The organism is Sphingomonas sp. Leaf32 (assembly GCF_001421765.1).
In the GTDB taxonomy this organism is placed as follows: Bacteria; Pseudomonadota; Alphaproteobacteria; order Sphingomonadales; family Sphingomonadaceae; genus Sphingomonas.
Window position 1 is genome coordinate 22,192 of the sequence record NZ_LMLA01000001.1, and the last position, 24,821, is coordinate 47,012.

General features: G+C 67.4%; 21 protein-coding genes. 9 read left to right on the forward strand and 12 right to left on the reverse strand.

Annotated features, from left to right (window positions below):
• Positions 1-240 precede the first annotated feature (240 nt).
• The 6 genes from ASE83_RS00195 to sdhC all read right to left on the reverse strand — a co-directional run bounded on the left by ASE83_RS00195 (position 241) and on the right by sdhC (position 5,601).
• A complete protein-coding gene (locus ASE83_RS00195; protein ID WP_055787527.1) occupies positions 241-885 on the reverse strand; it encodes a nucleotidyltransferase family protein in 645 nt (214 codons plus the stop codon).
• On the reverse strand, positions 875-1,783 hold the full coding sequence (locus ASE83_RS00200; RefSeq protein ID WP_055787523.1) for an XdhC family protein: 909 nt from the start codon (positions 1,781-1,783) through the stop codon (positions 875-877). Before ASE83_RS00200 ends, ASE83_RS00195 begins: the two co-directional genes overlap by 11 nt.
• Before the next feature lie 166 nt (positions 1,784-1,949).
• A complete protein-coding gene (locus tag ASE83_RS00205; protein WP_055787522.1) occupies positions 1,950-2,519 on the reverse strand; it encodes an ATP-dependent Clp protease proteolytic subunit in 570 nt (189 codons plus the stop codon).
• Positions 2,520-2,990: 471 nt separating this feature from the next.
• Complete coding sequence (sdhA, locus tag ASE83_RS00210; protein ID WP_055787519.1) at positions 2,991-4,811, reverse strand: succinate dehydrogenase flavoprotein subunit; 1,821 nt, start codon at positions 4,809-4,811, stop codon at positions 2,991-2,993.
• A complete protein-coding gene (sdhD, locus tag ASE83_RS00215; protein ID WP_055787516.1) occupies positions 4,811-5,197 on the reverse strand; it encodes a succinate dehydrogenase, hydrophobic membrane anchor protein in 387 nt (128 codons plus the stop codon). The genes sdhA and sdhD overlap by 1 nt, the downstream gene beginning before the upstream one ends.
• Positions 5,197-5,601 (reverse strand): succinate dehydrogenase, cytochrome b556 subunit, encoded by a 405-nt coding sequence (gene sdhC, locus ASE83_RS00220; protein ID WP_156352661.1) that lies wholly within the window; start codon positions 5,599-5,601, stop codon positions 5,197-5,199. Before sdhC ends, sdhD begins: the two co-directional genes overlap by 1 nt.
• Before the next feature lie 283 nt (positions 5,602-5,884).
• Here sdhC and ASE83_RS00225 point away from each other — a divergent pair, with 283 nt between their 5' ends.
• Both ASE83_RS00225 and ASE83_RS00230 read left to right on the forward strand, forming a co-directional pair.
• On the forward strand, positions 5,885-7,201 hold the full coding sequence (locus ASE83_RS00225) for a methyl-accepting chemotaxis protein (protein WP_235513188.1): 1,317 nt from the start codon (positions 5,885-5,887) through the stop codon (positions 7,199-7,201).
• A 289-nt stretch (positions 7,202-7,490) separates the two neighbouring features.
• Entirely contained in the window at positions 7,491-8,426 is a 936-nt protein-coding gene (locus ASE83_RS00230) for a 50S ribosomal protein L11 methyltransferase (protein WP_055787511.1), read from the forward strand.
• 189 nt (positions 8,427-8,615) lie between these two features.
• Here ASE83_RS00230 and phhA read toward each other — a convergent pair whose 3' ends face one another.
• On the reverse strand, positions 8,616-9,482 hold the full coding sequence (gene phhA, locus ASE83_RS00235; protein ID WP_055787507.1) for a phenylalanine 4-monooxygenase: 867 nt from the start codon (positions 9,480-9,482) through the stop codon (positions 8,616-8,618).
• A 48-nt stretch (positions 9,483-9,530) separates the two neighbouring features.
• Here phhA and ASE83_RS00240 point away from each other — a divergent pair, with 48 nt between their 5' ends.
• Entirely contained in the window at positions 9,531-10,163 is a 633-nt protein-coding gene (locus ASE83_RS00240; RefSeq protein ID WP_055787505.1) for a TIGR02117 family protein, read from the forward strand.
• Positions 10,154-10,894 (forward strand): esterase/lipase family protein, encoded by a 741-nt coding sequence (locus tag ASE83_RS00245; protein ID WP_235513187.1) that lies wholly within the window; start codon positions 10,154-10,156, stop codon positions 10,892-10,894. The genes ASE83_RS00240 and ASE83_RS00245 overlap by 10 nt, the downstream gene beginning before the upstream one ends.
• Positions 10,895-11,011: 117 nt before the next feature.
• On the opposite strand, the gene ASE83_RS00250 is transcribed toward ASE83_RS00245, so the two are convergent.
• Together ASE83_RS00250 and ASE83_RS00255 are read right to left on the reverse strand one after the other, a co-directional pair.
• Positions 11,012-11,254, reverse strand: coding sequence for a hypothetical protein (locus tag ASE83_RS00250; protein WP_055787501.1), 243 nt, complete (start codon positions 11,252-11,254; stop codon positions 11,012-11,014).
• A 10-nt stretch (positions 11,255-11,264) separates the two neighbouring features.
• Positions 11,265-12,248: a glycerophosphodiester phosphodiesterase gene (locus tag ASE83_RS00255; protein ID WP_082443247.1), complete on the reverse strand. Its 984-nt coding sequence runs from the start codon at positions 12,246-12,248 to the stop codon at positions 11,265-11,267.
• Positions 12,249-12,364: 116 nt separating this feature from the next.
• Here ASE83_RS00255 and ASE83_RS00260 point away from each other — a divergent pair, with 116 nt between their 5' ends.
• From ASE83_RS00260 to zapE, 5 genes are all read left to right on the forward strand, one after another.
• Positions 12,365-12,874: a 2Fe-2S iron-sulfur cluster-binding protein gene (locus ASE83_RS00260; protein ID WP_082443230.1), complete on the forward strand. Its 510-nt coding sequence runs from the start codon at positions 12,365-12,367 to the stop codon at positions 12,872-12,874.
• Positions 12,871-13,848, forward strand: coding sequence for an FAD binding domain-containing protein (locus tag ASE83_RS00265; RefSeq protein ID WP_055787497.1), 978 nt, complete (start codon positions 12,871-12,873; stop codon positions 13,846-13,848). The genes ASE83_RS00260 and ASE83_RS00265 overlap by 4 nt, the downstream gene beginning before the upstream one ends.
• Positions 13,845-16,064, forward strand: coding sequence for a xanthine dehydrogenase family protein molybdopterin-binding subunit (locus ASE83_RS00270; RefSeq protein ID WP_055787494.1), 2,220 nt, complete (start codon positions 13,845-13,847; stop codon positions 16,062-16,064). The genes ASE83_RS00265 and ASE83_RS00270 overlap by 4 nt, the downstream gene beginning before the upstream one ends.
• Positions 16,065-16,213: 149 nt before the next feature.
• Positions 16,214-16,993, forward strand: coding sequence for a succinate dehydrogenase iron-sulfur subunit (locus ASE83_RS00275; protein ID WP_055787491.1), 780 nt, complete (start codon positions 16,214-16,216; stop codon positions 16,991-16,993).
• 176 nt (positions 16,994-17,169) lie between these two features.
• The gene (gene zapE, locus ASE83_RS00280; RefSeq protein WP_055787488.1) at positions 17,170-18,276 is read left to right on the forward strand and encodes a cell division protein ZapE; all 1,107 of its coding nucleotides are present in this window, start codon (positions 17,170-17,172) and stop codon (positions 18,274-18,276) included.
• A 134-nt stretch (positions 18,277-18,410) separates the two neighbouring features.
• Here zapE and hrpB read toward each other — a convergent pair whose 3' ends face one another.
• The 3 genes from hrpB to ASE83_RS00295 all read right to left on the reverse strand — a co-directional run bounded on the left by hrpB (position 18,411) and on the right by ASE83_RS00295 (position 24,625).
• Complete coding sequence (gene hrpB / locus ASE83_RS00285) at positions 18,411-20,834, reverse strand: ATP-dependent helicase HrpB (RefSeq protein WP_055787486.1); 2,424 nt, start codon at positions 20,832-20,834, stop codon at positions 18,411-18,413.
• Positions 20,835-21,048: 214 nt separating this feature from the next.
• Positions 21,049-21,843, reverse strand: a complete 795-nt coding sequence (locus ASE83_RS00290) for an aldo/keto reductase (RefSeq protein WP_055787483.1) — start codon at positions 21,841-21,843, stop codon at positions 21,049-21,051.
• 421 nt (positions 21,844-22,264) lie between these two features.
• Positions 22,265-24,625, reverse strand: a complete 2,361-nt coding sequence (locus ASE83_RS00295; RefSeq protein ID WP_055787480.1) for a DNA translocase FtsK — start codon at positions 24,623-24,625, stop codon at positions 22,265-22,267.
• Between the last annotated feature and the right edge of the window lie 196 nt (positions 24,626-24,821).

Sequence of the window (24,821 nt, forward strand, 5' to 3'; positions counted from 1 at the left end):
TATTTTCGCGCAGAGGTGCAGAGGACGCTGAGAGGTCGTGGACCGGGCGATCACGGCCTGTCTGGCGAAGCCGCTTTCCTTTTTTCGGCCTTTGAGAAAGAGAGCCGCTGTCGCGGCGGGCGAGACATCTCTGCGCCCTCTGCGCCTCTGCGCGATCACATCCTTCCTTCTTCTCCGCGCCTTCGCGCCTCCGCGTGAACCAATCCCACGAAGTTAACCCGCCCCGCCCCTGTAGGAAAATCATTCCTGCGGAGGATGCCACCACGGTTCGGGGCGCGGTAGGGTGATCGCGTCATGCTGTTCCGGGGCCTCGGCGATCGCGCGCAGGCGGTCGAGGTCTTCGGGGGTGTCGATGTCGATCAATTCGGCCGGCGCGGTCACGACATGACGACCGGCACGCACCAGATCGCGGGCACCGGCATCGCCCTCCAGCGATTCGAGGAAGTCGAAGCGACCCGCGCCGAACACGGCGGGCGGGCAGGGTTTGGTCCCGTCGCTCGACGCGACCACCGCATCCGCGTCGTCGCGGGCGGTGTCGAGCAGGCGATAGACATGGGCGGCGGTGATGCGCGGCATGTCGGCCAGCGCGATCACCACGCCCTTCGCCCCCGCCGCCCGTGCCGCGCGTAGGCCCAGCTGCACCGAGCGCGACATGCCCTCCGCCGGGGCCTCGTTGACGATCACATCGAACCCACGCGACGCAAAGTCGAGCTTCGTCCCGTCGATCACCGCGATCCGGCGCAGGAAGGGGATCGCCTCCAGCGCGGTCACGACGTGATAGGCGACCGGCTTGTGCAGGAACGGTTGCGCCAGCTTGTCGGCGTCGCCGAAGCGTTGCGATCGGCCGGCGGCCAGCAGGATCAGGACGGCATCTTCAGCGCGCATGGAAGCTCCTCACCATCGCCGCCGCGATCGACAGCGCGATTTCCGACGGGCCGATCGCCCCGATGTCCAGCCCGACCGGACCATCGATCCGCTCCAGCCCCTGTGCCCCGGCGGCGGTGAGGCGTTCGAGCCGCGCGGCGTGGCTGCGCCGCGACCCCAGCGCGCCGATGTAGGCGGCGGGGGATTTGAGCGCTTCGATCAGTGCGGGGTCGTCGATCTTGATGTCATGGCTGAGCGTCACGACGGCGGTGGCGGCGTCGGGCTTCAGCGCCTGCAAGGCTTCGTCGGGCCAGCGATCGTCGAGCGCAACGCCGGGGAAGCGTTCCTCGGTCAGGAAGCGTGCGCGCGGGTCGATGACGGTGGTGGCGATGCCCAGTTCGCGCGCCATGGCGGCCAGACCCTGCGCGATCTGCACCGCGCCGACGATCAGCAGCCGACGCGGCGGGTCGTAGCGATTGGCGAAGGCGCCCTCGACCTCGCCGATGCTGGTGCGCCCGATGGTGCGGTCGGTGGACAGGGTGATCGCCCGGCCCTCCGCCCCCGCCGCATCGATCGCGTCGAACAGCGCGGGGTCGAAGCCGTCGGCGTCGACGCGCTGGACCATCACCTCGATCTCCCCGCCGCAGGGCAGGCCGACTTCCCACGCGGCGGCGTCCGCCACGCCGTAGCGCTTGATGACGAACGGCGCGCCGGCAATGACCTCGGCCGCGGTGGCGAGGATGTCACTTTCGACGCAGCCGCCCGATACCGATCCTTCGAACCGGCCGTCGCCGTGCACCAGCATGTGGCTGCCGCGCGGGCGGGGCGCGGAGCCCCAGGTCGAGGTCACGGTGGCAATCGCAAGCGGCGCGCCGGCCCAGTCGCGGGCGGCTGTCAGGATGGTGTCGTTATCGGCCATGATGCTCCGATGATGGGGATCTTTGTCGGCTGGTGCCAGTGTGGGTCGCCAGAAACTCCGTCACCCCGGACTTGATCCGGGGTCCCGCTTCTTTACGACGCTTCGAGAAGAAGAAGCGGGACCCCGGGTCAAGCCCGGGGTGACACGGGGGATGGCTGGCAGGGGTTCAGATGACGTCCAGCACCAGCCCGCGCGCCTTGGCTTCCTCGGCGCCGATATACCAGTTCGCCGGGGCTTTCTCGACCAGTTCCTCGAACGGGACCTGCGATCCGGCGACGATCGCGCGGAAACCCTCTTCCTCGATCTCGACCGAGGTTTCGATCTCGTGCAGCTTGGCCTTCAGCGTGGCGACCAGCATCTTGAGCGGACCCGACAGTTCGACGGTGCTGGTCATCTGCCGCTCGTGCAGCATCAGCCGCGTACCCTTGGTCAGGAAACGCTTGTCGACCGGGAAGGCGGACATGAACGTCGAGCCGGCCGAATAGACCGCGACCTTGCCGAGGAACAGCGCCTCGCGGCCGGTGTAGTCACGCAGCAGGCGGATGTCGTCGCCCATCGCGCGGGCGACTTCCGGATCGCCGCCCAGCGTCGAGATCGACACGACCAGCGGGCCGTCGGCGGGGGCATTGATGACCTGGTTGCGGAAGCTTTCGTACATCGCATGGTCGACCGGACCGGCAAGATGGACGTGCGGGCGGGCAAGCAGCGGATAGTCGTTGACGTTGGTATCGGGCATGGCGGGTGTTCCCTCTGGCGTGGTCGGCGGCGGTAACCGGGGGCGGATAGGTTCGGTTCCGGGTTTTTCGGGAATTGATTCACGCGAAGGCGCGGAAGCCGCGAAGAAGGGAAGTTCAGGGGTTCGCGCGGAGACGCGGAGGGGTTGCACCTTGGCGGGAGGGTGCGGCCGATCGCCTGCGTGTCCGGGTTGGAAATGTTTGAGGGTCTTCCGGTCGCATTCGTCACCCCAGCGCAGGCTGGGGTCTTTGTCGATCTGGCGGGGCAGGAGCCGCGAGAGACCCCAGCCTTCGCTAGGGTGACGATTTGGGCGGATGGCTTGAGGCGGAACGGTGCCACTGGCGCACCCCCTCCGCGCCTCTGCGCCTCTGCGCGAACCACTCTTCTTCGTGCCTTCTTGCCTTAGCGTGAAAACAAAAAGGGCGACCGGCCTACGAAGCCGATCGCCCTTTCCGAACCAGAGATAGCGACCTCAGTACACCCGCTTCTTCGGCTTGATATACTCGATCTCGTCGGTAAGCGTATAGTCGTGCACCGGGCGATAATCGATCGCGGTCAGGCCGCCATTGCCGCCCCAGCCGTCGAAGGTCGCGATGGTGTGCTTCATCCAGTTGGCGTCGTCGCGATCGGGGAAATCCTCGTTCACATGCGCGCCACGGCTTTCCTTGCGGTTCTGCGCCGAGCGGATGGTGACCATCGCCTGCGCCAGCAGGTTGTCGAGTTCGAGCGTCTCGACCAGATCGGTGTTCCACACCAGCGAACGGTCGGTGACGTTCACGTCGGCGAACGAACGATAGATGTCGTCCATCATCGTCACGCCTTCGTTCAGCAGCGCGTCGTCGCGGAACACGGCGCAATGCTTCTGCATCGTCTTCTGCATGGCGAGGCGGATCTTCGCCGTCGGCGTGGTGCCGCTCGCGTTGCGGAACTTGTCGAGGCGGGCAAGCGCGAGGTCGGCCGACCCTTCCGGCAGCGGCTTGTGCGGGGTATTGGGCTTCAGCGTCTCCTTGAGGCGCAGGCCCGTCGCGCGGCCGAACACGACCAGATCGATCAGCGAGTTGGAGCCGAGGCGGTTGGCGCCGTGTACCGACACGCACGCCGCTTCGCCGACCGCGAACAGGCCGGGCACGACCGCATCGGGGTTGCCGTCGCGGTTGGTGACGACCTCGCCGTGATAGTTACAGGGAATGCCGCCCATATTGTAATGGACGGTCGGAGTCACCGGCAGCGGCTGGCGCGTCAGGTCGACGCCGGCGAAGATCTTGCCGGTTTCGGTGATGCCCGGCAGGCGTTCGGCCAGCACCTTGGGATCGATATGGTCGAGGTGCAGGAAGATGTGGTCGCCGTCCTTGCCGACGCCGCGCCCTTCGCGCATCTCCATCGCCATCGAACGCGACACGACGTCGCGCGAGGCAAGGTCCTTGGCCGAGGGGGCGTAGCGTTCCATGAACCGCTCGCCGTCCTTGTTGGTCAGGTACCCGCCCTCACCCCGCGCGCCCTCGGTAATCAGCACGCCCGCGCCGTAGATGCCGGTCGGGTGGAACTGCACGAACTCCATGTCCTGCAACGGCAGGCCGGCGCGCAGCACCATGCCGCCGCCGTCGCCGGTGCAGCTATGCGCAGAGGTGGCGGAGAAATAGCAGCGGCCGTATCCGCCGGTCGCCAGCACCACCGAATGGGCGCGGAAGCGGTGGATCGACCCGTCGTCCATGCACAGCGCGATGACGCCGCGGCAGACCTTCTCGCCGTTTTCCCCGTCCTCCATGATGAGGTCGAGCGCGAAATATTCGATGAAGAAGTCAGCGTCATACTTCAGCGACTGCTGGTACAGCGCATGGAGCATGGCGTGGCCGGTACGGTCGGCGGCGGCGCAGGTGCGCTGCACCGGAGGGCCTTCGCCCATATTCTGCATATGGCCACCGAACGGCCGCTGGTAGATCGTACCGTCCTCGTTCCGGCTGAACGGCACGCCGGCATGTTCCAGCTCGATGACTGCGGCTGGGGCCTCGCGCACCATATACTCGATCGCGTCCTGGTCGCCGAGCCAGTCGGAACCCTTGACGGTGTCGTACATGTGCCACGACCAATGGTCGGGCGAATTGTTGCCGAGCGAGGCGGCGATGCCGCCCTGTGCCGCGACGGTGTGCGACCGGGTCGGGAACACCTTGGTGATGCAGGCGGTCTTCAGACCCGCCTCGGCGCTGCCCATCGTCGCGCGCAGGCCGGAGCCGCCCGCGCCGATGACGACGACGTCATAGGTGTGGTCGATGATCTTGTAGGCGTCGGTGGCCATTATGCGGGCGTCCCGGTGAAAGCGATGCGAAGGATCGAGAAGGCGGCGAGCAGCCAGCCCGCGCCGTAGACGAGGTTCAGCGCGATCAGCGCGACGACGCGCGTCTCGTCATGCTGGTAATCCTCGATCACGGTCTGCAACCCCATCTTGGCATGGTAGAAGACCGAGGTGGCGAGCAGGATCAGCGGCACCGCGCCCCAGGCCGACGATACCCAGGCATGGACCGTGTCGTAATCATAGGACGGCAGCAGCGCGAGCGACAGCACGAACCACAGCATGAGGACGAGGTTCGATACCGCCGTCAGCCGCTGATGCCAGAAATGATGCGCGCCGGCCTTGGCCGACCCCAGGCCGCGCACGCGGCCGATGCTGGTTCCGTTACCCATCAGTGCTTCCCCACCAGCAGCCAGGCCCACAGCGCGGCAGTCGCGCAGGCGGCGAACACGATCGTCGCGATCGCGCTCTGCCGGTTGCCCTTCAGTTCGAAATTGGCGCCGATATCCATGAAGAAATGGCGGATGCCGTTGCCGATATGCTGGAACAGCGCGAAGCTCAGCCCGATGCCGACCAGATAGCCCAACGGCGCGAACGGCCCGGTGAACCACGACAGGAAGCGGGCATAGCTTTCCTCGCCACCCGACAGCGCGGCCAGCCACCACACGAACAGTGCGAGGCCGACAGTGCCCATGGCAACGCCGGTCGCACGGTGCAGGATCGACACCAGCATGTTCGGCCCCCAGCGCCAGACCTGGAGGTGGGGCGATACGGGGCGGGATTTGGGGCGGACCATGGCCAAGTCGGACGTTCCTCAAGCAGCGCGCGCAGCCACGTCGGGCGGATGCGGATTTCCAGCGATCGTGGCCTATCTACGCGCCCGTCCCGCCGATGCAAGTCCGCTTGCACGAAAGGGCCGGTGTGCAACCGCGCGACGGCCACTGTCGATCCGTGGTCAACCGACTGTTAACGCCTGCACGTTACCCCGGACGGCATAGGGGTCCGCCGTGCCAGTTGCGGATGCCGACGAACAGGGGAAGCGAATCGTGGGGACCAGGAAGCTGCCGGCACCGGAAAGCGTGAGCCGGACGATCGATCTGCAAGAACGACTGCGCCTGTTCAACATTTCCACCGACGACGTCGCCGCCGCCCGGGAATTGTGGACGGTGATCGAACCCCATGCGCGCGACGTCGCCGCCGCGCACTTCACCCAGTCGCAGAAGGTCGGCGGGGCGAACAGTATGCACCGCAATTACGACCGGATGATCGAACTGGGCGTCGCGTACCTCCGCAACCGCTTCACCAACCTGACCGGGCTGGCCTGGGTCGAATCGTGCGAGCGCACCGTCGCTACCGCCTTCGGGGCGGAGGTCGCGCTGACCGCCATCCTGTCGATGGGCGATGCCGGCGCACGGGCGTTGCTGGACGTGCTGCGCCGGGGGATCAGCGACGAGGCCGCGTTCCGCTATGCCGCCGAACTGCTGTTCAGGCTGCGCTCGCTGGAATGCGAAGTGTTCGTGTCGCTGTACAATGCCTATTTCCAGTACGACCTGCAGGAATCGCGCGAACGGCTGGCGCATGAGTTTCGCGACAATATCGGCGCGACCGTCGAACGCGCGAGCCGCGAGAGCGACACGTTGCGCGTCCATGCCAATCGCAGCTCGGCCAATGTCCGCGGTATGTTGGGCAAGGCATCCGAAGTCGCCGCCGCCGCCGAACAATCGGCAGTCGCGATGCGCGAAGCCGCCGCCACCTCCGCCGGGCTGATCCGTGCGATCGAGGATGCGCGCATGGAGGTCGAGGCCGCCGCCGAGATCGCGACCCGCGCGTCGGAACAGGCCGGCACCGCCGTCGGCATGTCCGAGGCGCTGTCGGACCATGCCAAGTCGATCGAATCGATCCTGGGCCTGATCCGCGACATTGCCGGGCAGACCAACCTGCTCGCGCTCAACGCCACGATCGAGGCCGCACGCGCGGGCGATGCCGGACGCGGCTTCGCGGTGGTCGCGCAGGAAGTGAAGAGCCTCGCCAGCCAGACCGCGCGCGCGACCGACGACATCGCCGCCAAGATCGCCGCGATCCAGGCCGCGACGCGCTCGACGGTCGAAACCAACGCATCGATCCGCGCGACGGTGACCGAGGTGCAGGAAAGCGCCAACCGCATCCGCAGCGCGATGGAGGTGCAGGCGCAGACCGTGACCGCGATCACCGCCGCCGTCGACGAAACCGCACTGGCGGCCGATTCGATGTCGTCGACCATCGCCGCGATCCGCGAGGATACCGAAACGGTGGCATCGGAAATCGACCGGGTGGGCGAAGGCTTCTCCTCGCTCGACGGCGAACTGGGGTCGTTGAAGGCCAGCACCGTCGAGTTCATCAGCAAGGTCGCGGCGTAGGGGTTCGCTCCACCCGACTGCCCGTTTGGCGGGGGCCGCGGCCGTATCCTCCGAACGTCCATTTCGTCACCCCGGACTTGTTCCGGGGTCCACTGGGCCGCAAATGCCGCCGATCGAGCCTCGATCCGCACCGGCCGCCGCGAGGTGGACCCCGGAACAAGTCCGGGGTGATGAAGCGGGTGGGGAGGCCGATCGGACCTTCGCCCGCACCCCGCGCGGATTGAATGTGCCCGCGCCCGCGCCTACACCGCGCGGCCATGGCATTTCCGACCCCGACCGGCCCCGCGCGATGAGCTGGAAACTCACCCTCCCCTGCACCCGCGCGGAGGCCGAGGCGATCGACGCCGCCGAGGATTTCGGCATCGATCCCGCCCCCGTGCTGATGACCACCGAGACGGTCGAGGACGATACCGAGACGTGGCGGCTGGACGCCTATTTCGAGCAGGAACCCGACGAAGCCGCCATCGCCGCCATCGCCGGACTGGTACCGAGCGCCGCCGGCACGGTGCCCGAGATCGAGGCGCTGGGCGACGAGGATTGGGTGACGATGAGCCAGGCGGGGCTGGAGCCGCTGCATGTCGGGCGGTTCTTCGTCCATACCGCCACCCATGCCGATGCGGTCCCGGCCGGCGCGCGCGCGTTCCTGATCGATGCGGGTCGGGCGTTCGGGACGGGGCATCATGAGACGACCAGCGGGTGCCTCGCCATGCTCGACCGCATGGGTAGCGAGGATTTCGCGAACGTCATCGACCTGGGCACCGGGACCGGCCTGCTCGCCTTCGCCGCGCGCGAATTATGGCCATCGGCGCGGGTGATCGCGACCGATATCGATCCGGTGGCGATCGACGTGACCGCCGACAATGCGACGCTGAACGCGGTCGATCGGGTCGATCTGGTGGTCGCCGATGGCGCATTGTCCGACGCGATCACCGCCGCCGCGCCCTATGACCTGCTCATCGCCAACATTCTGGCCGGGCCGCTGATGTCGATGGCGCCCGAAGTGGCGGCGATCGCCGGCCCCCGTGCGACGATCGTGCTGGCCGGGTTGCTGGAAACGCAGCGGGCGGACGTGGCCGCGGCCTATGCGGCGTGCGGCTGCACGCTGGAGGACGTCGATCGGCGGGGCGACTGGAGCGTGCTGCGGCTGACTGCGGGGGCCGAGCGGTTCGTGCCGACCGCGCCGATCGATCCCAAGGGGCGCGACGGCTGGGCGCTGGACCTTTGATAGGCAACGGAATGAAATGCAACAAAGCCCGTTCGTGCTGAGTAGGGGCTGAGCTTGTCGAAGACCCGTATCGAAGCACCGCTGACGGTCCTTCGATACGTCGCTTCGACAAGCTCAGCCCCTACTCAGGACAAACGACTGGTCTTATGTCCTTATCGCCCCCGACATTCCCTGTGCCGGGGAGGATTTTTACGCCTTTGACCGCGCATAGTCCTGCGTGCCTTCGGTCACTACCACATCCTCGGGCAGCACTGCGTCGACCGCGATCTCGCGCTGGTCACGGATCGCGTCGTATACCGGCGCGAAGTCGGTCTCGACGGTCAGGCGCAGCAGCTCGTCGAAGCCGGGGATGACGAAATAGGTCTGCTGGAAATCGTCGATGCGGTAATCGGTGCGCATCACGCGGGCGAGGTCGAGCATGATCCGGTTGGGGCTGGGATCGTCGAGCGAGAAGCGGGTTTCCGAGGCGCTCGACACGATGCCGGCACCATAGATGCGTAAGGCCCCGTTCTCCTGCACCAGTCCGAATTCGACCGTGTACCAGTAGAGCCGCGCCAGTTGCTTGAGCGATCCCAGTTCGAGCGCGCGCAGGCCGCCGCGACCATAGGCCGCCAGATAATCGGCGAAGACCGGATCGGCGAGCATCGGCACATGGCCGAACACGTCGTGGAAGACGTCGGGCTCCTGCAGATAGTCGAGCTGATCGGGACGACGGATGAAATTGCCCGCGACGAAGCGGCGATTGGCCATATGGGTAAAGAACACATCGTCGGGCACCAGCCCCGGCACCGCGACCACGCGCCAGCCGGTCAGCGCCTCCAGCCGGTCGGACAGTTCCTCGAAATCGGGGATGCCCGATTCGGACAGCCTGAGCGCGTCCAGCCCGCGCAGGAACGCGTCGGACGCGCGGCCGGGCAGCAATTTCATCTGCCGCGCGTACAGCGTGTCCCAGGTCGCATGGTCCTGCGCGCTATAGGCGTCCCACCCCTGCGGGATGGTCCAGTCGGCATTGGCGCCTGCGGGCGGCCGGTCGAGCACATGGGTTTCGCTTGCCATGGGTAAATAGTAGCATGGGAAACGATGCGACGGAAATGGCTGCGCCGAATGGCTGGTACGGTGGGGGCGATCGCGCTGATCGCGCTGTCGTACCTGTTTGCCGGGCTGGTCGGCGGGGCGATCCCGGCGGGTGGACAGGCGGCGCCGACCGATGGCATCCGCATCTATGTCGAGGATAACGGCATCCATACCGGCATCGTCCTGCCCAAGCACGCGGCGGGCATGTCGTTCGACGATCTGGTACGTGCCGACGATCTGGCCGATCCGCGCTATGCCAGCCATGGCTGGCTGTCGATCGGCTGGGGCGACCGCGCCTTCTATCTCGGCACGCCGACCTGGGGCGATGTGAAGCCCGCGACGATCGCCGCCGCCGCGATCGGCAGCGATGCGACCGTGCTGCATGTCGGGCACCTGCCGGAGCCGGTGGGCGAACGCGGCGTTTACCCGGTGATGCTGACCCCCGACCAATATCGCCGACTGGTGAGCGCGATCCGGGCGAGCTTCGCCGCGCGGACCGATCCGGTGCACGGCTATGGCCCGTCCGATGCCTTTTACGTCGCGCGCGGGCGGTACAGCGCGGTGGTGACCTGCAACGCATGGACCGGACGGATGCTGCGCGCGGCGGGCGTGCCGATGGGGCGGTGGACGCCGTTTCCGATCACGGTGACGTCGTGGCTGTAGAAACCCTGCCGCCCCCGCCGCTCGGCCAGTTCCTGATCGAGACGCCGCGCGCCGCGCTGGCGCTGGCGGGCGTGCCGTTCGGCTGGCGACAAGCGCTGGCCGGGGTGCGGCGCGGCGATGGGGAGCCGGTGATGCTGTTGCCGGGCCTGTTCAACAGCGACCGGTCGATGACGATCATGGCGCGCTATCTGCGCGACCTGGGCCATGGCACCCATGGCTGGGGGCTGGGCCGCAATTTCGGCCAGCGCAGCATCGGCGTGGACGGGGCCAGGCTGATCGAGCGGATCGATGCGGTCGCGCAGGGCAGCGGACGGGCGGTGGCGCTGGTCGGGGTCAGCATGGGCGGGATCATGGCACGCTTCGTGGCACATCGCCGCCCCGACCTGATCGAACAGGTGGTGACGGTCGCCAGCCCCTATGCCGGGCCGGCGCGGTCGACCCGGGTGTGGCGGCTGTACGAATGGATCAGCGGTGAATCGGTCGACGATCCGGCGGTACTGGCGCTGGCCGAGGAGGTGCGCCGCCCCCTGCCCGTCCCCGCCACCGCGATCTGGAGCGCCAGTGACGGGCTGGTCAACGGGATGGGCTGCCATGTGCCGGGCGAACCGGGTTGCCGCGCGGTCGAGGTGGTGAGCAGCCATTATGGCGTGCAGACCCGGCTGATCGTCCTGCGCGCGGTGGCGCAGGCGCTGGCGGGGAATCGAAGCACCGTCTCCGTTCGTCCTGAGTAGCCACTGAGCTTGTCGAAGGGGCGTATCGAAGGACCGTTCGGGGCCAGTGCTTTGATACGGGTCTTCGACAAGCTCAGCCCCTACTCAGCACGAACGGATTTGCGTTCCAAGATTCTATCAATCGTCGTCGCGCCGTTCCCGCCGTCGTCGCGCCTCTTCCTTGCGCAGTTCGCGGCCTTCGCGCGCTTCCTTCTTGCGCATTTTCCGGCCGTAGTTGCGGTCGGCCTCCGACTGGCTGGTGGTGGTCCAGTCTACCACCTGCGCCCCGGCGCGGACCGGGGCGGTCGCCACGTTCCATACCGTGCTGACGCACCCACCGGTCAGCGGCGTCACCGCCAGCACCATCCACGCCCGTCGCATCACATTGTCCTCAATAAGGTTTGTCGCGTATCTGTGCCCCGATTAGCGGGAAATCGGTGAAGAAACCATCGACGCCAGCGTCGACCGCGTCGGCGATCTCCTGTCCGATCCGGCCGTGCGTCGCCGGATCGCCCGGCACGCGGTACGCTTCGGGAAGAAAGATGTTCTCGGCGCGATAGGTCCACGGATGGACGCGCAGACCGGCGGCATGGGCGTCGCGCACCAACGGCTTGTCCTTGCCCACCAGCACCTTGTTCGGACCGATGCCCCATGCATAGGCCGCGACCGCCTTCAGCCCCGCCGGGGTCGCCATCGTCGCATAGCTGTCGACCGCGTGGTCGGCCGGGCCGTCGGTGTCGTTCATCAACTGGATCAGGCGGATGCGGGTCAGCTTCTTCAGTGCCTTGAGGTTGTTCACCTCGAACGACTGGATGAAGACCGGAGCGTCGGCGCGGTCCCAGCCGGCAGCGCGCAGCTCAGCCACCAGCCGCGCCTCCATGCGCTGGCCGATCGACGCGAAATAGCTCGGATGCTTGGTTTCAGGATAGATGCCGATCGTGCGCCCCGTCTCGGCGGTAGTGCGCTTGGCCAGCGCGATCACCTCGGCCAGCGTGGGCACGGGCTGCTGGCCGTCAAAGGCGGTGTTGCCGGGGCGATATTGCGGCAGGCGTTCCTTCGCGCGCAGCGTACGCAGTTCGGCGAGGGTGAAGTCCTCGGTAAACCAGCCGGTGATCGCGGCCCCGTCGATCCTCTTCGTCGTGCGACGGGTGGCGAATTCGGGGTGGTCGGCGATATCGGTCGTGCCCGAAATCTCGTTCTCGTGCCGGGCGACGAACACATTGTCCTTGGTCAGCACCAGATCGGGTTCGATGAAATCCGCCCCCTGTTCGATCGCGAGTTCGTACGCGGCGAGCGTGTGTTCGGGGCGCGATCCACTGGCCCCGCGATGCGCGATCACGATCGGCGGGCTGGTCAGCGGACGTTCCTCAGCCATCGGTGCGCTTCCCATCATCGCCGCCACTATCATCCCCAACATCTGCGACCCTCTCGCAACAGGAAACCCTTTGGTTGGCGATCGTTAGCCTTGACGACCAACGGAGCGCCCCCCCCATGCAATTCACCATCAACGGACAGCCGTATCAGGCGGAGGTCGACATCCGTACCTCGCTGCTCGACCTGCTGCGCGAACATCTCTCGCTCACCGGCAGCAAGAAGGGCTGCGATCATGGCCAATGCGGCGCGTGCACCGTGCTGGTGAACGGCCGCCGCATCAATGCCTGCCTCACGCTTGCCGTGATGCATCAGGATGACGAGATCGTGACGATCGAGGGACTGGGCACGCCCGGGGACCTGCATCCGCTCCAGGCCGCGTTCGTCAAGCATGACGGGTTCCAGTGCGGCTATTGCACGCCGGGACAGATCTGTTCGGCGGTCGGGATGCTCGATGAGGTCAGGAAGGGCTGGCCGAGTCATGTCAGCGCCGACCTGAACGACGCCGACTTCACCGACGACGAAATCCGCGAGCGGATGAGCGGCAATATCTGTCGTTGCTCGGCCTATCCCAACATTGTCGACGCGATCCGCGAAGTCGCCGATGCAAAGGCGGAGACGGTGGCATGAAGCTGTTCGATTACGCGAAGGCCGACAGCGCCGACGCAGCCGTCCGCGAAGGCGCGGCGCGCGACACGAAGTTCATCGCGGGCGGGACCAACCTGCTCGACCTGATGAAATTGCAGATCGAGACGCCCGCGCGACTGGTCGATATCAGCCGCCTGCCGCTGACCGACATTGAGGAGATCGACGGCGGCGGGGTGCGGATCGGAGCGCTGGTGCCCAATTCGGACCTGGCGGCGAACCCGATCATCCGCGAACGCTACGAAGTGCTCAGCCGCGCGCTGCTGGCCGGCGCGTCGGGGCAGTTGCGCAACAAGGCGTCGACCGGGGGCAACCTGCTGCAACGTACCCGCTGCTATTATTTCTACGAGACGGCGGCGCGTTGCAACAAGCGCGTGCCGGGATCGGGCTGCGACGCGAAGGAAGGGTTCAACCGCATCCTCGCCGTGTTGGGCACCAGCGAGGCGTGCATCGCGACGCATCCGAGCGACATGGCGGTGGCGATGCGCGCACTCGACGCGACGATCGTGACGCTGGGCAGCGACGGGGAAAAACGGCGGATCGCGATCGGCGACTTCTATCGCCTGCCGGGCGATACGCCGGAGGTCGAGCATGTGCTGCGCCCCGGCGAACTCATCACCCATGTCGAACTGCCGGCCGCACCCGAGGGTCGCCAGACCTATCGCAAGGTGCGCGACCGTGCGTCCTACGCCTTTGCGCTGGTGTCGGTCGCGGGAATCGTCGCGGTCGAGGACGGCAAGATAAGTTCGGCGCGGCTGGCGTTCGGCGGCCTCGGTCCGATGCCGTGGCGCGACGAAGGCGTCGAGCGCCTGCTCGTCGGGCAGGCCCCGTCCGACGCGCTGTTCGCGCAAGCCGCCGACCTGCTGCTGCGCGACGCCAAAGGCTTCGGCAGCAACGATTTCAAGATTCCACTCACGCGCCGCACGCTGATCGCGACGCTCCGGGAGCTGACGGCATGACCACCAACGCACTGCGCATGGACAAGCCCGTCGAACACAGTCTGCTCGACACCGGCGTCCAGGGGATCATCGGCAAGGGGATCGAACGGATCGATGGTCCGCTGAAGGTCGCCGGACAGGCGACCTATGCCGCCGAATATGCGCCCGATGATCTCGCCTATGGTTTCCTCGTCCGTGCGCCGTTTGCGGCAGGGAAGATCACCGCGATCGATGCCGAAGGGGCGAAGGCGCTGCCGGGCGTGCTGGACGTGGTGGTCGACCTCAAGACCTTCATCCGCAACGCGCAGCAGGGCGGCGAGACCGGCGCCCCGACGCAGGGGGTGAAGGACGTCGCCTATTTCGGTGAGCCGGTGGCGATCGTCGTTGCCGAGAGCTTCGAGATCGCGCGCGACGCGGCGCAGCTGGTGTCGATCCGGTTCGATCCGGCACCCGGCGTCTTCACCTTCGACGACCGGCTGGACAGCGCGAAGAAGCCGCCGGCTGGCACGATGCCGCCCTATCACAAGCAGGGTGACCTCGACGCGGCGATGGCCGAGGCGGCGTTCACCATCGATGATATATGGACCACCCCGTCGCAGAATTCGGCGGCGATGGAGCCGCACGCATCGACCGCGGTGTGGGACGATGACGGGCTGACGCTGTACGGCGCGTATCAGATGCCGTCGTCGGACAAGCTGCAACTGGCCAAGGCGCTGGGCGAGCGGGCGTCGCGGGTGCGGATCGTCGCGCGCTATGTCGGCGGCGGGTTCGGGTCGAAGCTGGGCATCGCCCCGGAATCGGTTGCGACCGCGCTGGCGGCCAAGGCGGTCGGGCGGCCGGTAAAGACGGTGATGACCCGTCAGCAGGTGTTCGACACCACGGTGCGCCGGTCGAACACGCATCAGCGGATGCGGCTGGCCGCCGATGCCGATGGCCGGCTGACCGGGATCGGGCATGAGACGATCACCAGCAACCTGCCGGGCGAGGGCTATTTCGAACCGGCGGGTATCGCGACCCAGTTCCTTTATGCCGGCGAGAACCGCGTCATCACCCATGACGTGGTGGAGCTGAACCGGATGCTGTCGGGGTCGATGCGCGCGCCGGGCGAGGCGGTCGGGCTGCTGGCGCACGAGAATGCGATGGACGAGCTGGCGGAAAAGATCGGGATCGATCCGGTCGAGCTGCGCCGCCGCAACGATCCGTCACGCGATCCGCAAAAGGACGTGCCGTTTTCGACCCGCTCGCTGACCCGCTGCCTCGACGCCGGGGCGAAGGCGTTCGGCTGGGACCAGCGCAACCAGACGCCGGGCAGCCGGCGCGAAGGCGACTGGCTGATCGGACAGGGCATGGCGGCGACCACGCGCACCAACATGCTGCAACCCAGCGAAGCGGCGGTGTCGATCGGTCCCGACGGCCGGGCGCTGATCGAAACCGACATGACCGACATCGGCACCGGCACCTATACCATCCTGGCGCAGATCGCGGGCGAGCTACTGGGCCTGCCGATCGAGCGGATCGACGTGCATCTGGGCGATACGAAGTCGCCGCCGGGTGCGGGGTCGGGCGGGTCCTGGGGTGCCGGCAGCAGCGGGTCGTCGGTCTATCTGGCGGCACAGGCGCTGCGGGACAAGCTGGCGAAGGCGATGGACGTGTCGGCGGACGAACTGACGCTGAAGGACGGCCATGCGATCGCCGGCAATCGCCGGGTGCCGATCGCCGAGCTGGTCGGCGACGGCATCACCGCCACCGGATCGATCGAGCCGGGCAAACAGGAGAAGGAAACGACGCAGGCCGGCTATGGCGCGCATTTTTGCGAAGTGAAGGTCCATGCCGTCACCGGCGAAGTCCGCGTCACCCGCTGGCACGCGACGTTCGAGGCGGGGCGCATCCTGAACCGACAGACCGCGCGGTCGCAGTGCATCGGCGGGATCGTGTTCGGCATCGGCGCCGCGCTGACCGAGGAACTGGTCCATGACGACCGCGACGGGCGGATCGTTAACCACGACCTGGCCGAATATCACGTGCCCGCGCACGCCGATATTCCGCCGATCGACATCGCGTTCCTCGACGAACGGGACCCCCATGCCAATCCGCTCCATGCCAAGGGGATTGGCGAACTGGGCATCGGTGGCGCGGGCGCGGCGGTGGTCAATGCGATCTACAACGCCACCGGGGTCCGGGTCCGCGACTATCCCGCGACCCTCGACAAGCTGCTGGAGGGATTGCCGGCGGTCTGAGGAGCGTTGCCTGGGGGAAGGAGAGCGGATGCTCCCCTTCCCCTATGGGCAATTTTCCCTTGTTCGCGTTTGCGGCAACCCTAGCTGTCATGTATCTGACCCGCAGACCGGGTGGAATTGCCACCCACTAGCCGAACCGAGCGAGTATCATGGCCGAATTCCGTTTGCCCAAGAACAGCGTCGTCAAAAAGGGTACGACCCACAAGTCGCCGACGTCGGGCCGGATCAAGAAATTCAAGGTCTATCGCTACGATCCCGATTCGGGCCAGAATCCGCGCTACGACGATTTCGAGATCGATCTGGACGAATGCGGTCCGATGGTCCTCGACGCGCTCATCAAGATGAAGTCGGAGCAGGACCCCTCGCTCACCTTCCGCCGGTCGTGCCGCGAAGGGATTTGCGGGTCGTGTTCGATGAACATCGACGGCCGCAACGGCCTCGCCTGCACCACCGCGATCGAGGATATCAAGGGCGATATCCGCATCACGCCGCTGCCGCACATGGACGTCATCAAGGACCTGGTGCCGGACTTCACCCATTTCTATGCGCAGTACGCGTCGATCAAGCCGTGGCTGCAGACGGTGACGCCCGAGCCTGCGGGCAAGGAGCGGCTCCAGTCGCCGGAGGATCGCAGCAAGCTCGACGGGCTGTACGAATGCATCCTGTGCGCCTGCTGCTCGACCTCGTGCCCGAGCTATTGGTGGAACAGCGACAAGTTCCTCGGCCCGGCGATCCTGCTCCAGGCGTATCGCTGGCTGGCCGACAGCCGTGACGAGATGACCGGCGAGCGTCTGGACGAGCTGGAAGATCCGTTCCGCCTGTATCGGTGCCACACGATCATGAACTGCGCGAATGTCTGCCCCAAGGGACTGAACCCCGCCAAGGCGATCGCCGAGATCAAGAAGATGGAAGTCGAGCGGATCATCTGATCCGTCTCGCGTGGTGTTGCACACACCACCCGTTCGTCCTGAGTAGCGGCTGAGCTTGTCGAAGGCGCATATCGAAGGACGGTTTATGCGGCGACGATCCTTCGATACGCCATTTCGACAAGCTCAATGGCTACTCAGGACGAACGGAGGGGTCATTCAGGGGGAGTAATCCTGCCATGACCGTCCTCGCCCGCTACGACCGCCTCGTCACCGCCGGCGAGTTGCGCCCGGACCCCGAACAGCGCGCCGCCGCCGAGCGGCTGTCGCGCCTCGCCGACGCCATCGACCATCCCCCCAAGCGCGGGCTGTTCGCGCGCCTGACCGGCGGCGACGCCGTGCCCCCACGCGGCGTGTACCTGTGGGGCGGCGTCGGGCGGGGCAAGTCGATGTTGATGGACCTGTTCTACGACTGTGTCGCCGAACCGGCCAAGCGCCGCGTCCATTTCCACGCCTTCATGATCGAGGTCCATGCCCGCCTCGCAACCGAACGCGCCAAGGAGGTCGGCAACCCCGTGCCGCCGGTGGCCGAGGCGCTGGCCAAGGACCTGAAACTGCTCGCGTTCGACGAGATGGTCATCAACAACACCGCCGATGCGATGGTGCTGTCCCGGCTGTTCACCGAGATGATGACGCACGGTGTCACCATGGTCGCGACGTCGAACCGGCCGCCGGTCGACCTGTACAAGGACGGGTTGCAGCGCGACAGCTTCCTGCCGTTCATCGCGCTGCTCGAATCCAGTCTCGACGTGCTGCCACTGAACGGGCCGACCGATTACCGCCGCGACCGGCTGGGCGCGGTCGATACGTGGCTGGTGCCGAACGGCGCGGCGGCGATCGAGGCTTTATCGGCGGCGTTCTTCCGCCTCACCGATTATCCGGTCGAGGATCGCGACCATGTGCCGTCGTGCGACCTTGATGTCGGCGGGGGCCGGACGCTGCACGTGCCCAAGGCGCTGAAGGGCGTCGGCGTATTCAGCTTCAAGCGGCTGTGCGGCGAGGCGCGCGGGGCGCCCGACTATCTCGCCATCGCGCGGGCGTTCCACACCGTGATCCTGGTCGGGATTCCGATCCTGGGGCCGGAAAACCGCAACGAGGCCGCGCGGTTCGTGACGCTGATCGACGCGCTGTACGAATATCGGGTGAAGCTGCTGGCGGCGGCGGATGCGCAGCCGGGCGCGCTGTATCCGACCGGTGACGGGCGGTTCGAATTCGACCGGACGATCAGCCGGCTGGAGGAAATGCGGTCGGAGGATTATCTGGCGAAGGGGCATGGCGAGGGGTGAGCAAGCCCGATTCGTTCGTGCTGAGTAGGGACTGAGCGAAGTCGAAGGCCCGTATCGAAGCACCTGCCCCCTGTCCTTCGATACGCTGCTTCGACAAGCTCAGCAGCTACTCAGGACGAACGGTTCGCATCCACTCAACTCCGCCGCGCATCCGCCTTCTTGGTCCGCAGCGTCGCCGACGCCGCCGTCGGATCGTCCGGCCATGGATGGCGCGGATATCGGCCGCGCATTTCCTTCGACACGTCGCGCCATGATCCCGCCCAGAAGCCGGGCAGGTCGCGCGTCGTCTGGATCGGGCGACCGGCGGGCGAGGTCAGGCTGAGCGTCAGCGGTTGCCCGGCGACCATCGGATGAGTGGCGAGGCCGAACAGCGCCTGTACCCGCAACTCGACGCGCGGGCCGCCCTCCGCCGCGTAATCGATCGCGTGGCTCGACCCGGCGGGACTTTCGAAGCGCGCGGGGGCGAGGCGGCGGAGCTGCTGCATCCAGTCCCATCCCGCCTGCTGCTCCAGCGCATCGTGCAGCCCGGTCACCGCGTCGAGCCGTCGTTTGCCGGTGAGCAGCGGCGGCAGCCAGTCGTCGATCGCCGCAGTCAGCGCCGCATCGCCCAGCGGATCATCCTTCCCCAGCATCGCCGCGACATAGGCAGAGCGCCGGCGGAGCGTCTCCGCCCCGTCCCATGGTAACAGCGACAGGTCGCCACGGACCGCTTCGACCAGCGCCGCGACGATCTCTTGCGCCGATGCCGCCGCATCGGGACCGGACGACAGCCGGATCGCGCCCAGCCGGCGTTCGCGCAACGCGACGATGCCGCGCGTGGCGGGATCGAAGCGGACGCTGCGCCGCGTCTCGATCCGGTCGCCGAACAGCTGCTCGACCGTCGCCGGATCGATCGCGACGGCGGACAGGATGCGCGCGCCCGCCGCCTGCCCCTGCGTCTCGGCAACCGCCAGCCATTCGGCCGATCCGAGCGCGGCGGCATCCAGCGTGAAGCCGCGCCCGCCGACCGAGGCCCAGCGTTCGCCACCGGCGTCGCGCCGCCGGGCGATGCGATCGGGAAAGGCCAGCGCGACGCTGCGCGCCAGCGCATAGGCGGGCGGATCGTCGCGGCCCTTCACCAATTTGCGCCAGCGATCGGCGAGGCGGCGCGAGGCCTCCGCCCGCTGGCCGCGCTCGGTCCGCCAGCGGCGGCGGCGCTGGTCGAGATCGGTGTCGTTGCCGCCAAGGCCCCGTTCGCCGAGCAGCACCGCAACCTCCGCCGCCGCGCCGGCAAAGCCGCCCTCCCCGGCACGGATCAGCATATGGGCGAGGCGTGGGCTGAGCGGCAGCGCGGCGATGGCGAGGCCATGCGGCGTCGGCCGGCCATCGGCATCAATCGCGTCGAGCGTGGCAAGGCGCGCGCGCGCTTCGTCGACGGCGGCGGCGGGCGGCGGGTCGAGCCAGCGCAGCGTCGTCGGATCGGTGACGCCCCATTTGCCGCATTCGAGCACCAGCGCCGACAGGTCCGCCTCCAATATCTCCGCCGGGTCGAACCGCGGCAGTCCGGCGGTCGCGGCGGCCTCCCACAGCCGATAGGCGACGCCCGGCCCCTGCCGCGCGGCGCGGCCGGCGCGCTGGGTGACGGCGGCCTGGCTGGCGCGTTCGGTGGTGAGGCGCGTCATTCCTGCCGCGCGATCGTAGCGCGGGCGGCGGGCAAGGCCGGAATCGACGACGATGCGGATGCCGTCGAGCGTCAGCGAGGTTTCGGCGATGCTGGTCGCCAGTACGATCTTGCGCCGTCCCTCCGGATCGGGCGCGATGGCGGCGCGCTGTTCGGCCGGCAACAGCGTTCCGTGCAGCCGGTGCAGCACCGCGCCGTCGGGCACGGCGATGCGTTCGGCGGTGCGTTCGATCTCCGCCACGCCGGGCAGGAAGGCGAGGATGCCGCCCTCCGCCTCCCCCAGTGCACGGCGGATCGCGGCGGCGACCGAATCCTCGATCCGGGCCTCCGCGTTGCGGCCGATATGGCGCAGGTCGAGCGGCCAGGAGCGCCCTTCGCTTTCGAGTACCGGAGCATCGTCCATCAGCGCGGCGAAGCGCTCGCCATCGAGTGTTGCCGACATGGCGAGGATGCGCAGGTCGGGCCTGAGCGCCGCCTGTGCGTCGAGCGCGAGAGCGAGGCCGAAATCGCTGTCGAGGCTGCGTTCGTGCACTTCGTCGAACAGCACCGCCGACACGCCGGCCAGTTCGGGATCGGCCTGGATGCGGGCGACGAAGATGCCCTCGGTCATTACCGTCACGCGGGTCGTCGCCGACCGCTTGCTGTCCATGCGGGTGGCGTAGCCGAAGGTCTGGCCGACCGGTTCGTTTGCCGTCGCGGCCATGCGTTCGGCAGCGGCGCGGGCGGCGATACGGCGGGGGGAGAGCAGCAGGATTTCGCCGCTGACCCACGCTTCGCCGAGCAGCGCCGGGGCGACGGCGGTGGTCTTGCCCGCACCCGGCGGCGCGACGAGGACGGCGGAGGTGCGGTCGCGCAGCGTCTGGAGGAGGTGGGGCAGGGCCGCGTGGATGGGAAGCATGGGGGTGCCTACCAAATCCTCCCCGGCACGGGGAGGGGGACGTAGCGGCGACCGGCGACCTGCCGGGGGCAGGTCGCAGCCGCGAAGTCGGCTTGCGCAAGCAAGCCGCGGGCGAAGCTGGTGAAAGGGGTTCACCGCGAACGCTGCCGTTCCGTATGCGGACACCCCCCTCCACCATCCTGCGGATGGTCCCCCTCCCCGTGCCGGGGAGGATTTAGAGGGTGTCGGGGTTTGGCCCCAATCGCCCGTCTTCGCGATCCATCGCGTCGAGCTTCGCGATCTGGTCCGTCGTCAGCATCACCGACCGCGCCGCCAGATTCTCCTCGATCCGCGCCCGCGACGACGCTTTCGGGATCACGCCCAGCCCGGCCTGAAGGTGCCAGGCGAGGATCACCTGCGCCGGGGTCGCGCCCGCGTCCTGCGCGATGGCGGCGATGGTCGGGTCGGTCAGCAGCGTGCCCTGCCCCAGCGGCGACCAGCTTTGCGTAACGATGCCCAGCCGTTCATGCGCGGCGCGCGCCGCCTGCTGCTGGAAGGTCGGATGCAGCTCGATCTGGTTGAGCGCGGGCGCCACGCCGGTCGCATCGACGATCCGGTCGAGATGGTCGGGCGAGAAGTTCGAAACGCCGATCGACCCGACCCGCCCCTCCTCGCACAGCCGTACCAGCGCCTTCCACGTATCGACATAGCGGTTTTCGGACGGCATCGGCCAGTGGATCAGGAACAGGTCGATGCGCGGCAGCTTCGCGGCACTGGCATCGAACGCCTTGAGCGCACCGTCATAGCCCATGGCGTCGCGCCATAATTTGGTGGTGACGAAGACGTCGATGCCGCCGGTCGCCTCGCCGACGCCCGCTTCGTTGCCGTAGAAGGCGGCGGTGTCGATCAGGCGATAGCCGGCGTCGATCGCGTCGCGCGACAGGCGGGCGGAGTCGTCGGCCGGGACCTTGTAGGTGCCGAAGCCGATCGCGGGGATGGTGCGGCCGTCGTTGAGGGTCAAGTCGGTCATGGGGGAGTCCGTGTGGTTGGGGGTCGGGTTTCCAAAGAATGGCGGGGTGATCCGTTCCCTCGCGTCCCTGCCCCGCTCCGTTCGTGCTGAGTAGGGACCGAGCGAAGTCGAAAGCCCGTATCGAAGCATCTGCCCCAAACGGTCCTTCGATACGCCATTTCGACAGGCTCAATGGCTACTCAGGACGAACGGAGGAGTTTTGGGCCAACGCCCCCAACCCGTTCGGTTCGAGCAGCTTCGAGCTTGTCGAGAAGGGGATCGGTTGAACCATGCCCCGCTTGGGTATCAGGATTGTCCGGGGGACAATCCGACCCGACCCTCGTCGAGAACCCTCCGCGTGGGGCAACCCCTTCTCGACTTCGGTTCTCGATAGGCTCGAACCTGCGCTCGAAGCAAACGGGTAGGCGTTGGAGAGGCCCCCTTACCCCGTCGGCCGCCCGTCCGCGTCCATCAGCACTTCGCGCCGGCCGACATGGTCCGGTCGCGATACCAGCCCTTCCTTTTCCATCCGCTCGATCAGCCGCGCCGCCGAGTTATAGCCGACACGCAACTGGCGCTGGAGCCAGCTGGTCGACGCCTTCTGGCTTTCGGCCACCAGCTGGCACGCCTGACGAAAGGTCTGTTCCTCCGGCGAATCGTCGCCGGTCGGCGCGCCGTCGAGGCTGAAGCCGGCATCGCCCTCCGGCTCGTTGACCACCGCGTCGATATAGTCGGGTGCGCCTTGGCTACGCCAGAAATCGGACACCGCCTGCACCTCGTCGTCGCTGACGAACGGGCCGTGGACGCGGGCGAGCGCCTTGCCGCCGGGCATGTAGAGCATGTCGCCGCGCCCCAGCAGCTGCTCGGCGCCCTGTTCGCCGAGGATGGTGCGCGAATCGATCTTGGACGTGACATGGAAGCTGATGCGCGTCGGCAGATTAGCCTTGATGACGCCGGTGATGACGTCGACCGAGGGGCGCTGCGTCGCCATGATGAGGTGGATGCCCGCCGCGCGCGCTTTTTGCGCCAGACGCTGGATCAGGAATTCGACTTCCTTGCCCGCCGTCATCATCAGGTCGGCAAGTTCGTCGACGATCACCACGATCTGCGGCAACGGCGACAGGTCGAGCGTCTCCTCCTCGTAGATCGGCGTGCCGTTGTCGGCGTCGTAGCCGGTCTGCACCTTGCGGCCGAGCTTCTGCCCCTTGGCCGATGCCGCGCGCACCTTGTCGTTGAAGCTGGCGAGGGAGCGGACGTTGATCGACGCCATCATGCGATAGCGGTCCTCCATCTGCTCGACCGCCCATTTCAGCGCGCGCACCGCCTTGGGCGGGTCGGTGACAACATCGGCCAGGAGGTGCGGGATGCCGCGATACATGCTGAGTTCCAGCATCTTCGGGTCGATCATAATCATGCGGCACTGGTCCGGGGTCAGCCGGTAGAGCAGCGACAGGATCATGCAGTTCAGCCCCACCGACTTGCCCGAACCGGTGGTGCCGGCGACCAGCAGGTGGGGCATGGGGGCAAGGTCGGCGACGACCGGATCGCCGGCGATATTCTTGCCCAGCACGATGGGCAGCTGCGCATTCTGGTCGGCGAACGCCTGGCTGGCGATCAGTTCGCGCAGGGACACCATCTCGCGCCGCTGGTTGGGCAGTTCGATGCCGATGACGGTGCGACCCGGAATCGTCGCGACGCGGGCGGAGATCGCCGACATGTTGCGGGCGATGTCGTCGGCGAGCTGGATCACGCGGCTGGCGCGGATGCCGGGTTCGGGTTCCAGTTCGTACATGGTGACGACCGGGCCGGGGGCGACCTTCACCACCTGCCCCTTCACGTTGAAATCGTCGAGCACGCTTTCGAGCAGGCGCGAATTGCGCTCCAGCGCCGCCTTGTCGACCGTCGGCCCGGTCGATTCGGGCGGGGGGCTGAGCAGGTCGATCGACGGCAGCGCGAAATTGTCGCGACCTTCGCTGCTGGCGGGCCGGGGCGCGCTGGCGAGCGCGGGCGATGCGGCGCGGTCGGCGATGACCGGGGGGGCGCGATCGTCGGGCTGGGCGACGCGGCGCGGCTGCGGCCGGGCGGACGCGTCGTCCTCCTCGTCCTCGGCGAGCGGTGCCGCACGGGGGGCGGGGTCGAACGGCAGATCGTCGTCCTCGACCAGCACATCGCCCTCGTCCGCGCCCACGCGCGCCCGGCGTTCGAACTTCGGCAGCCGGAACGTGCCATCGGGAATCTCGATCGTCAGTCCCTTGGCCCAGCGCCATACGCCGAACAGTCCGGTGGCGAGCGCGACGATGCGGATCGTCCACAGCTCGGCGACGGATACGCCGATCAGGTGGATCAGCCCCTGCACGGCTTGCGCGATGCTCCAGCCGATCACCCCGCCATAGCCGGCGGGCAGCGACAGGATCGCCTCTCCCGACACGAACGCCAGCGTGGTGCCCATCGCCAGCACGCCGACCCCGCAGTCGCGGACCATGCGTGGCCACGGTCCCACGGGCACGTCGCGCCACAACCGGACGCTGACGATCAGCCCGAGCGGCAACAACATGGCGACGGGCACGCCGAAGATGGTGAGCAGCAGGTCGGCGAGCATCGCCCCGCCCGCCCCCAGCCGGTTCGCGACCGGGCCGCCCGCCGCCGTGCTGAACGACGGGTCGGCGGGCGAATAGCTGACTAGGGCGATGGCGATCACGATCATGGCGACGAACAGGATCGTCGCACCGATCATCGCGCCGCTGCGCTTCGCACCCGCCTTCATCGCGTCGCGCCACAACATCGGCTGCGCGTTGGTCGCCATTCGTTTTACCTTATATTCAAGAATATCTTGATTTGCGCTGCACCCGGCTCCGTCGTCAAGGCGGCGTTGCGGCGGGATGCGTGAGAGCCTAGATCGGAAGGGCATCCGGACGGTCCGTTCGTCCTGAGTAGCCATTGAGCTTGTCGAAATGGCGTATCGAAGGACCCGTGACGTGCGGTGCTTCGATACGGGTCTT

Excerpts from the sequence above, each read along its gene's own strand:
- ASE83_RS00195 (WP_055787527.1), bottom strand. The coding sequence starts at position 885 with ATGCGCGCTGAAGATGCCGTCCTGATCCTGCTGGCCGCCGGCCGATCG.
- ASE83_RS00200 (WP_055787523.1), bottom strand. The coding sequence starts at position 1,783 with ATGGCCGATAACGACACCATCCTGACAGCCGCCCGCGACTGGGCCGGC.
- ASE83_RS00205 (WP_055787522.1), bottom strand. The coding sequence starts at position 2,519 with ATGCCCGATACCAACGTCAACGACTATCCGCTGCTTGCCCGCCCGCAC.
- sdhA (WP_055787519.1), bottom strand. The coding sequence starts at position 4,811 with ATGGCCACCGACGCCTACAAGATCATCGACCACACCTATGACGTCGTC.
- sdhD (WP_055787516.1), bottom strand. The coding sequence starts at position 5,197 with ATGGGTAACGGAACCAGCATCGGCCGCGTGCGCGGCCTGGGGTCGGCC.
- sdhC (WP_156352661.1), bottom strand. The coding sequence starts at position 5,601 with ATGGTCCGCCCCAAATCCCGCCCCGTATCGCCCCACCTCCAGGTCTGG.
- ASE83_RS00230 (WP_055787511.1), top strand. The coding sequence starts at position 7,491 with ATGAGCTGGAAACTCACCCTCCCCTGCACCCGCGCGGAGGCCGAGGCG.
- phhA (WP_055787507.1), bottom strand. The coding sequence starts at position 9,482 with ATGGCAAGCGAAACCCATGTGCTCGACCGGCCGCCCGCAGGCGCCAAT.
- ASE83_RS00240 (WP_055787505.1), top strand. The coding sequence starts at position 9,531 with ATGGCTGGTACGGTGGGGGCGATCGCGCTGATCGCGCTGTCGTACCTG.
- ASE83_RS00250 (WP_055787501.1), bottom strand. The coding sequence starts at position 11,254 with ATGCGACGGGCGTGGATGGTGCTGGCGGTGACGCCGCTGACCGGTGGG.
- ASE83_RS00255 (WP_082443247.1), bottom strand. The coding sequence starts at position 12,248 with ATGGCTGAGGAACGTCCGCTGACCAGCCCGCCGATCGTGATCGCGCAT.
- ASE83_RS00260 (WP_082443230.1), top strand. The coding sequence starts at position 12,365 with ATGCAATTCACCATCAACGGACAGCCGTATCAGGCGGAGGTCGACATC.
- ASE83_RS00265 (WP_055787497.1), top strand. The coding sequence starts at position 12,871 with ATGAAGCTGTTCGATTACGCGAAGGCCGACAGCGCCGACGCAGCCGTC.
- ASE83_RS00270 (WP_055787494.1), top strand. The coding sequence starts at position 13,845 with ATGACCACCAACGCACTGCGCATGGACAAGCCCGTCGAACACAGTCTG.
- ASE83_RS00275 (WP_055787491.1), top strand. The coding sequence starts at position 16,214 with ATGGCCGAATTCCGTTTGCCCAAGAACAGCGTCGTCAAAAAGGGTACG.
- zapE (WP_055787488.1), top strand. The coding sequence starts at position 17,170 with ATGACCGTCCTCGCCCGCTACGACCGCCTCGTCACCGCCGGCGAGTTG.
- hrpB (WP_055787486.1), bottom strand. The coding sequence starts at position 20,834 with ATGCTTCCCATCCACGCGGCCCTGCCCCACCTCCTCCAGACGCTGCGC.
- ASE83_RS00290 (WP_055787483.1), bottom strand. The coding sequence starts at position 21,843 with ATGACCGACTTGACCCTCAACGACGGCCGCACCATCCCCGCGATCGGC.
- ASE83_RS00295 (WP_055787480.1), bottom strand. The coding sequence starts at position 24,625 with ATGGCGACCAACGCGCAGCCGATGTTGTGGCGCGACGCGATGAAGGCG.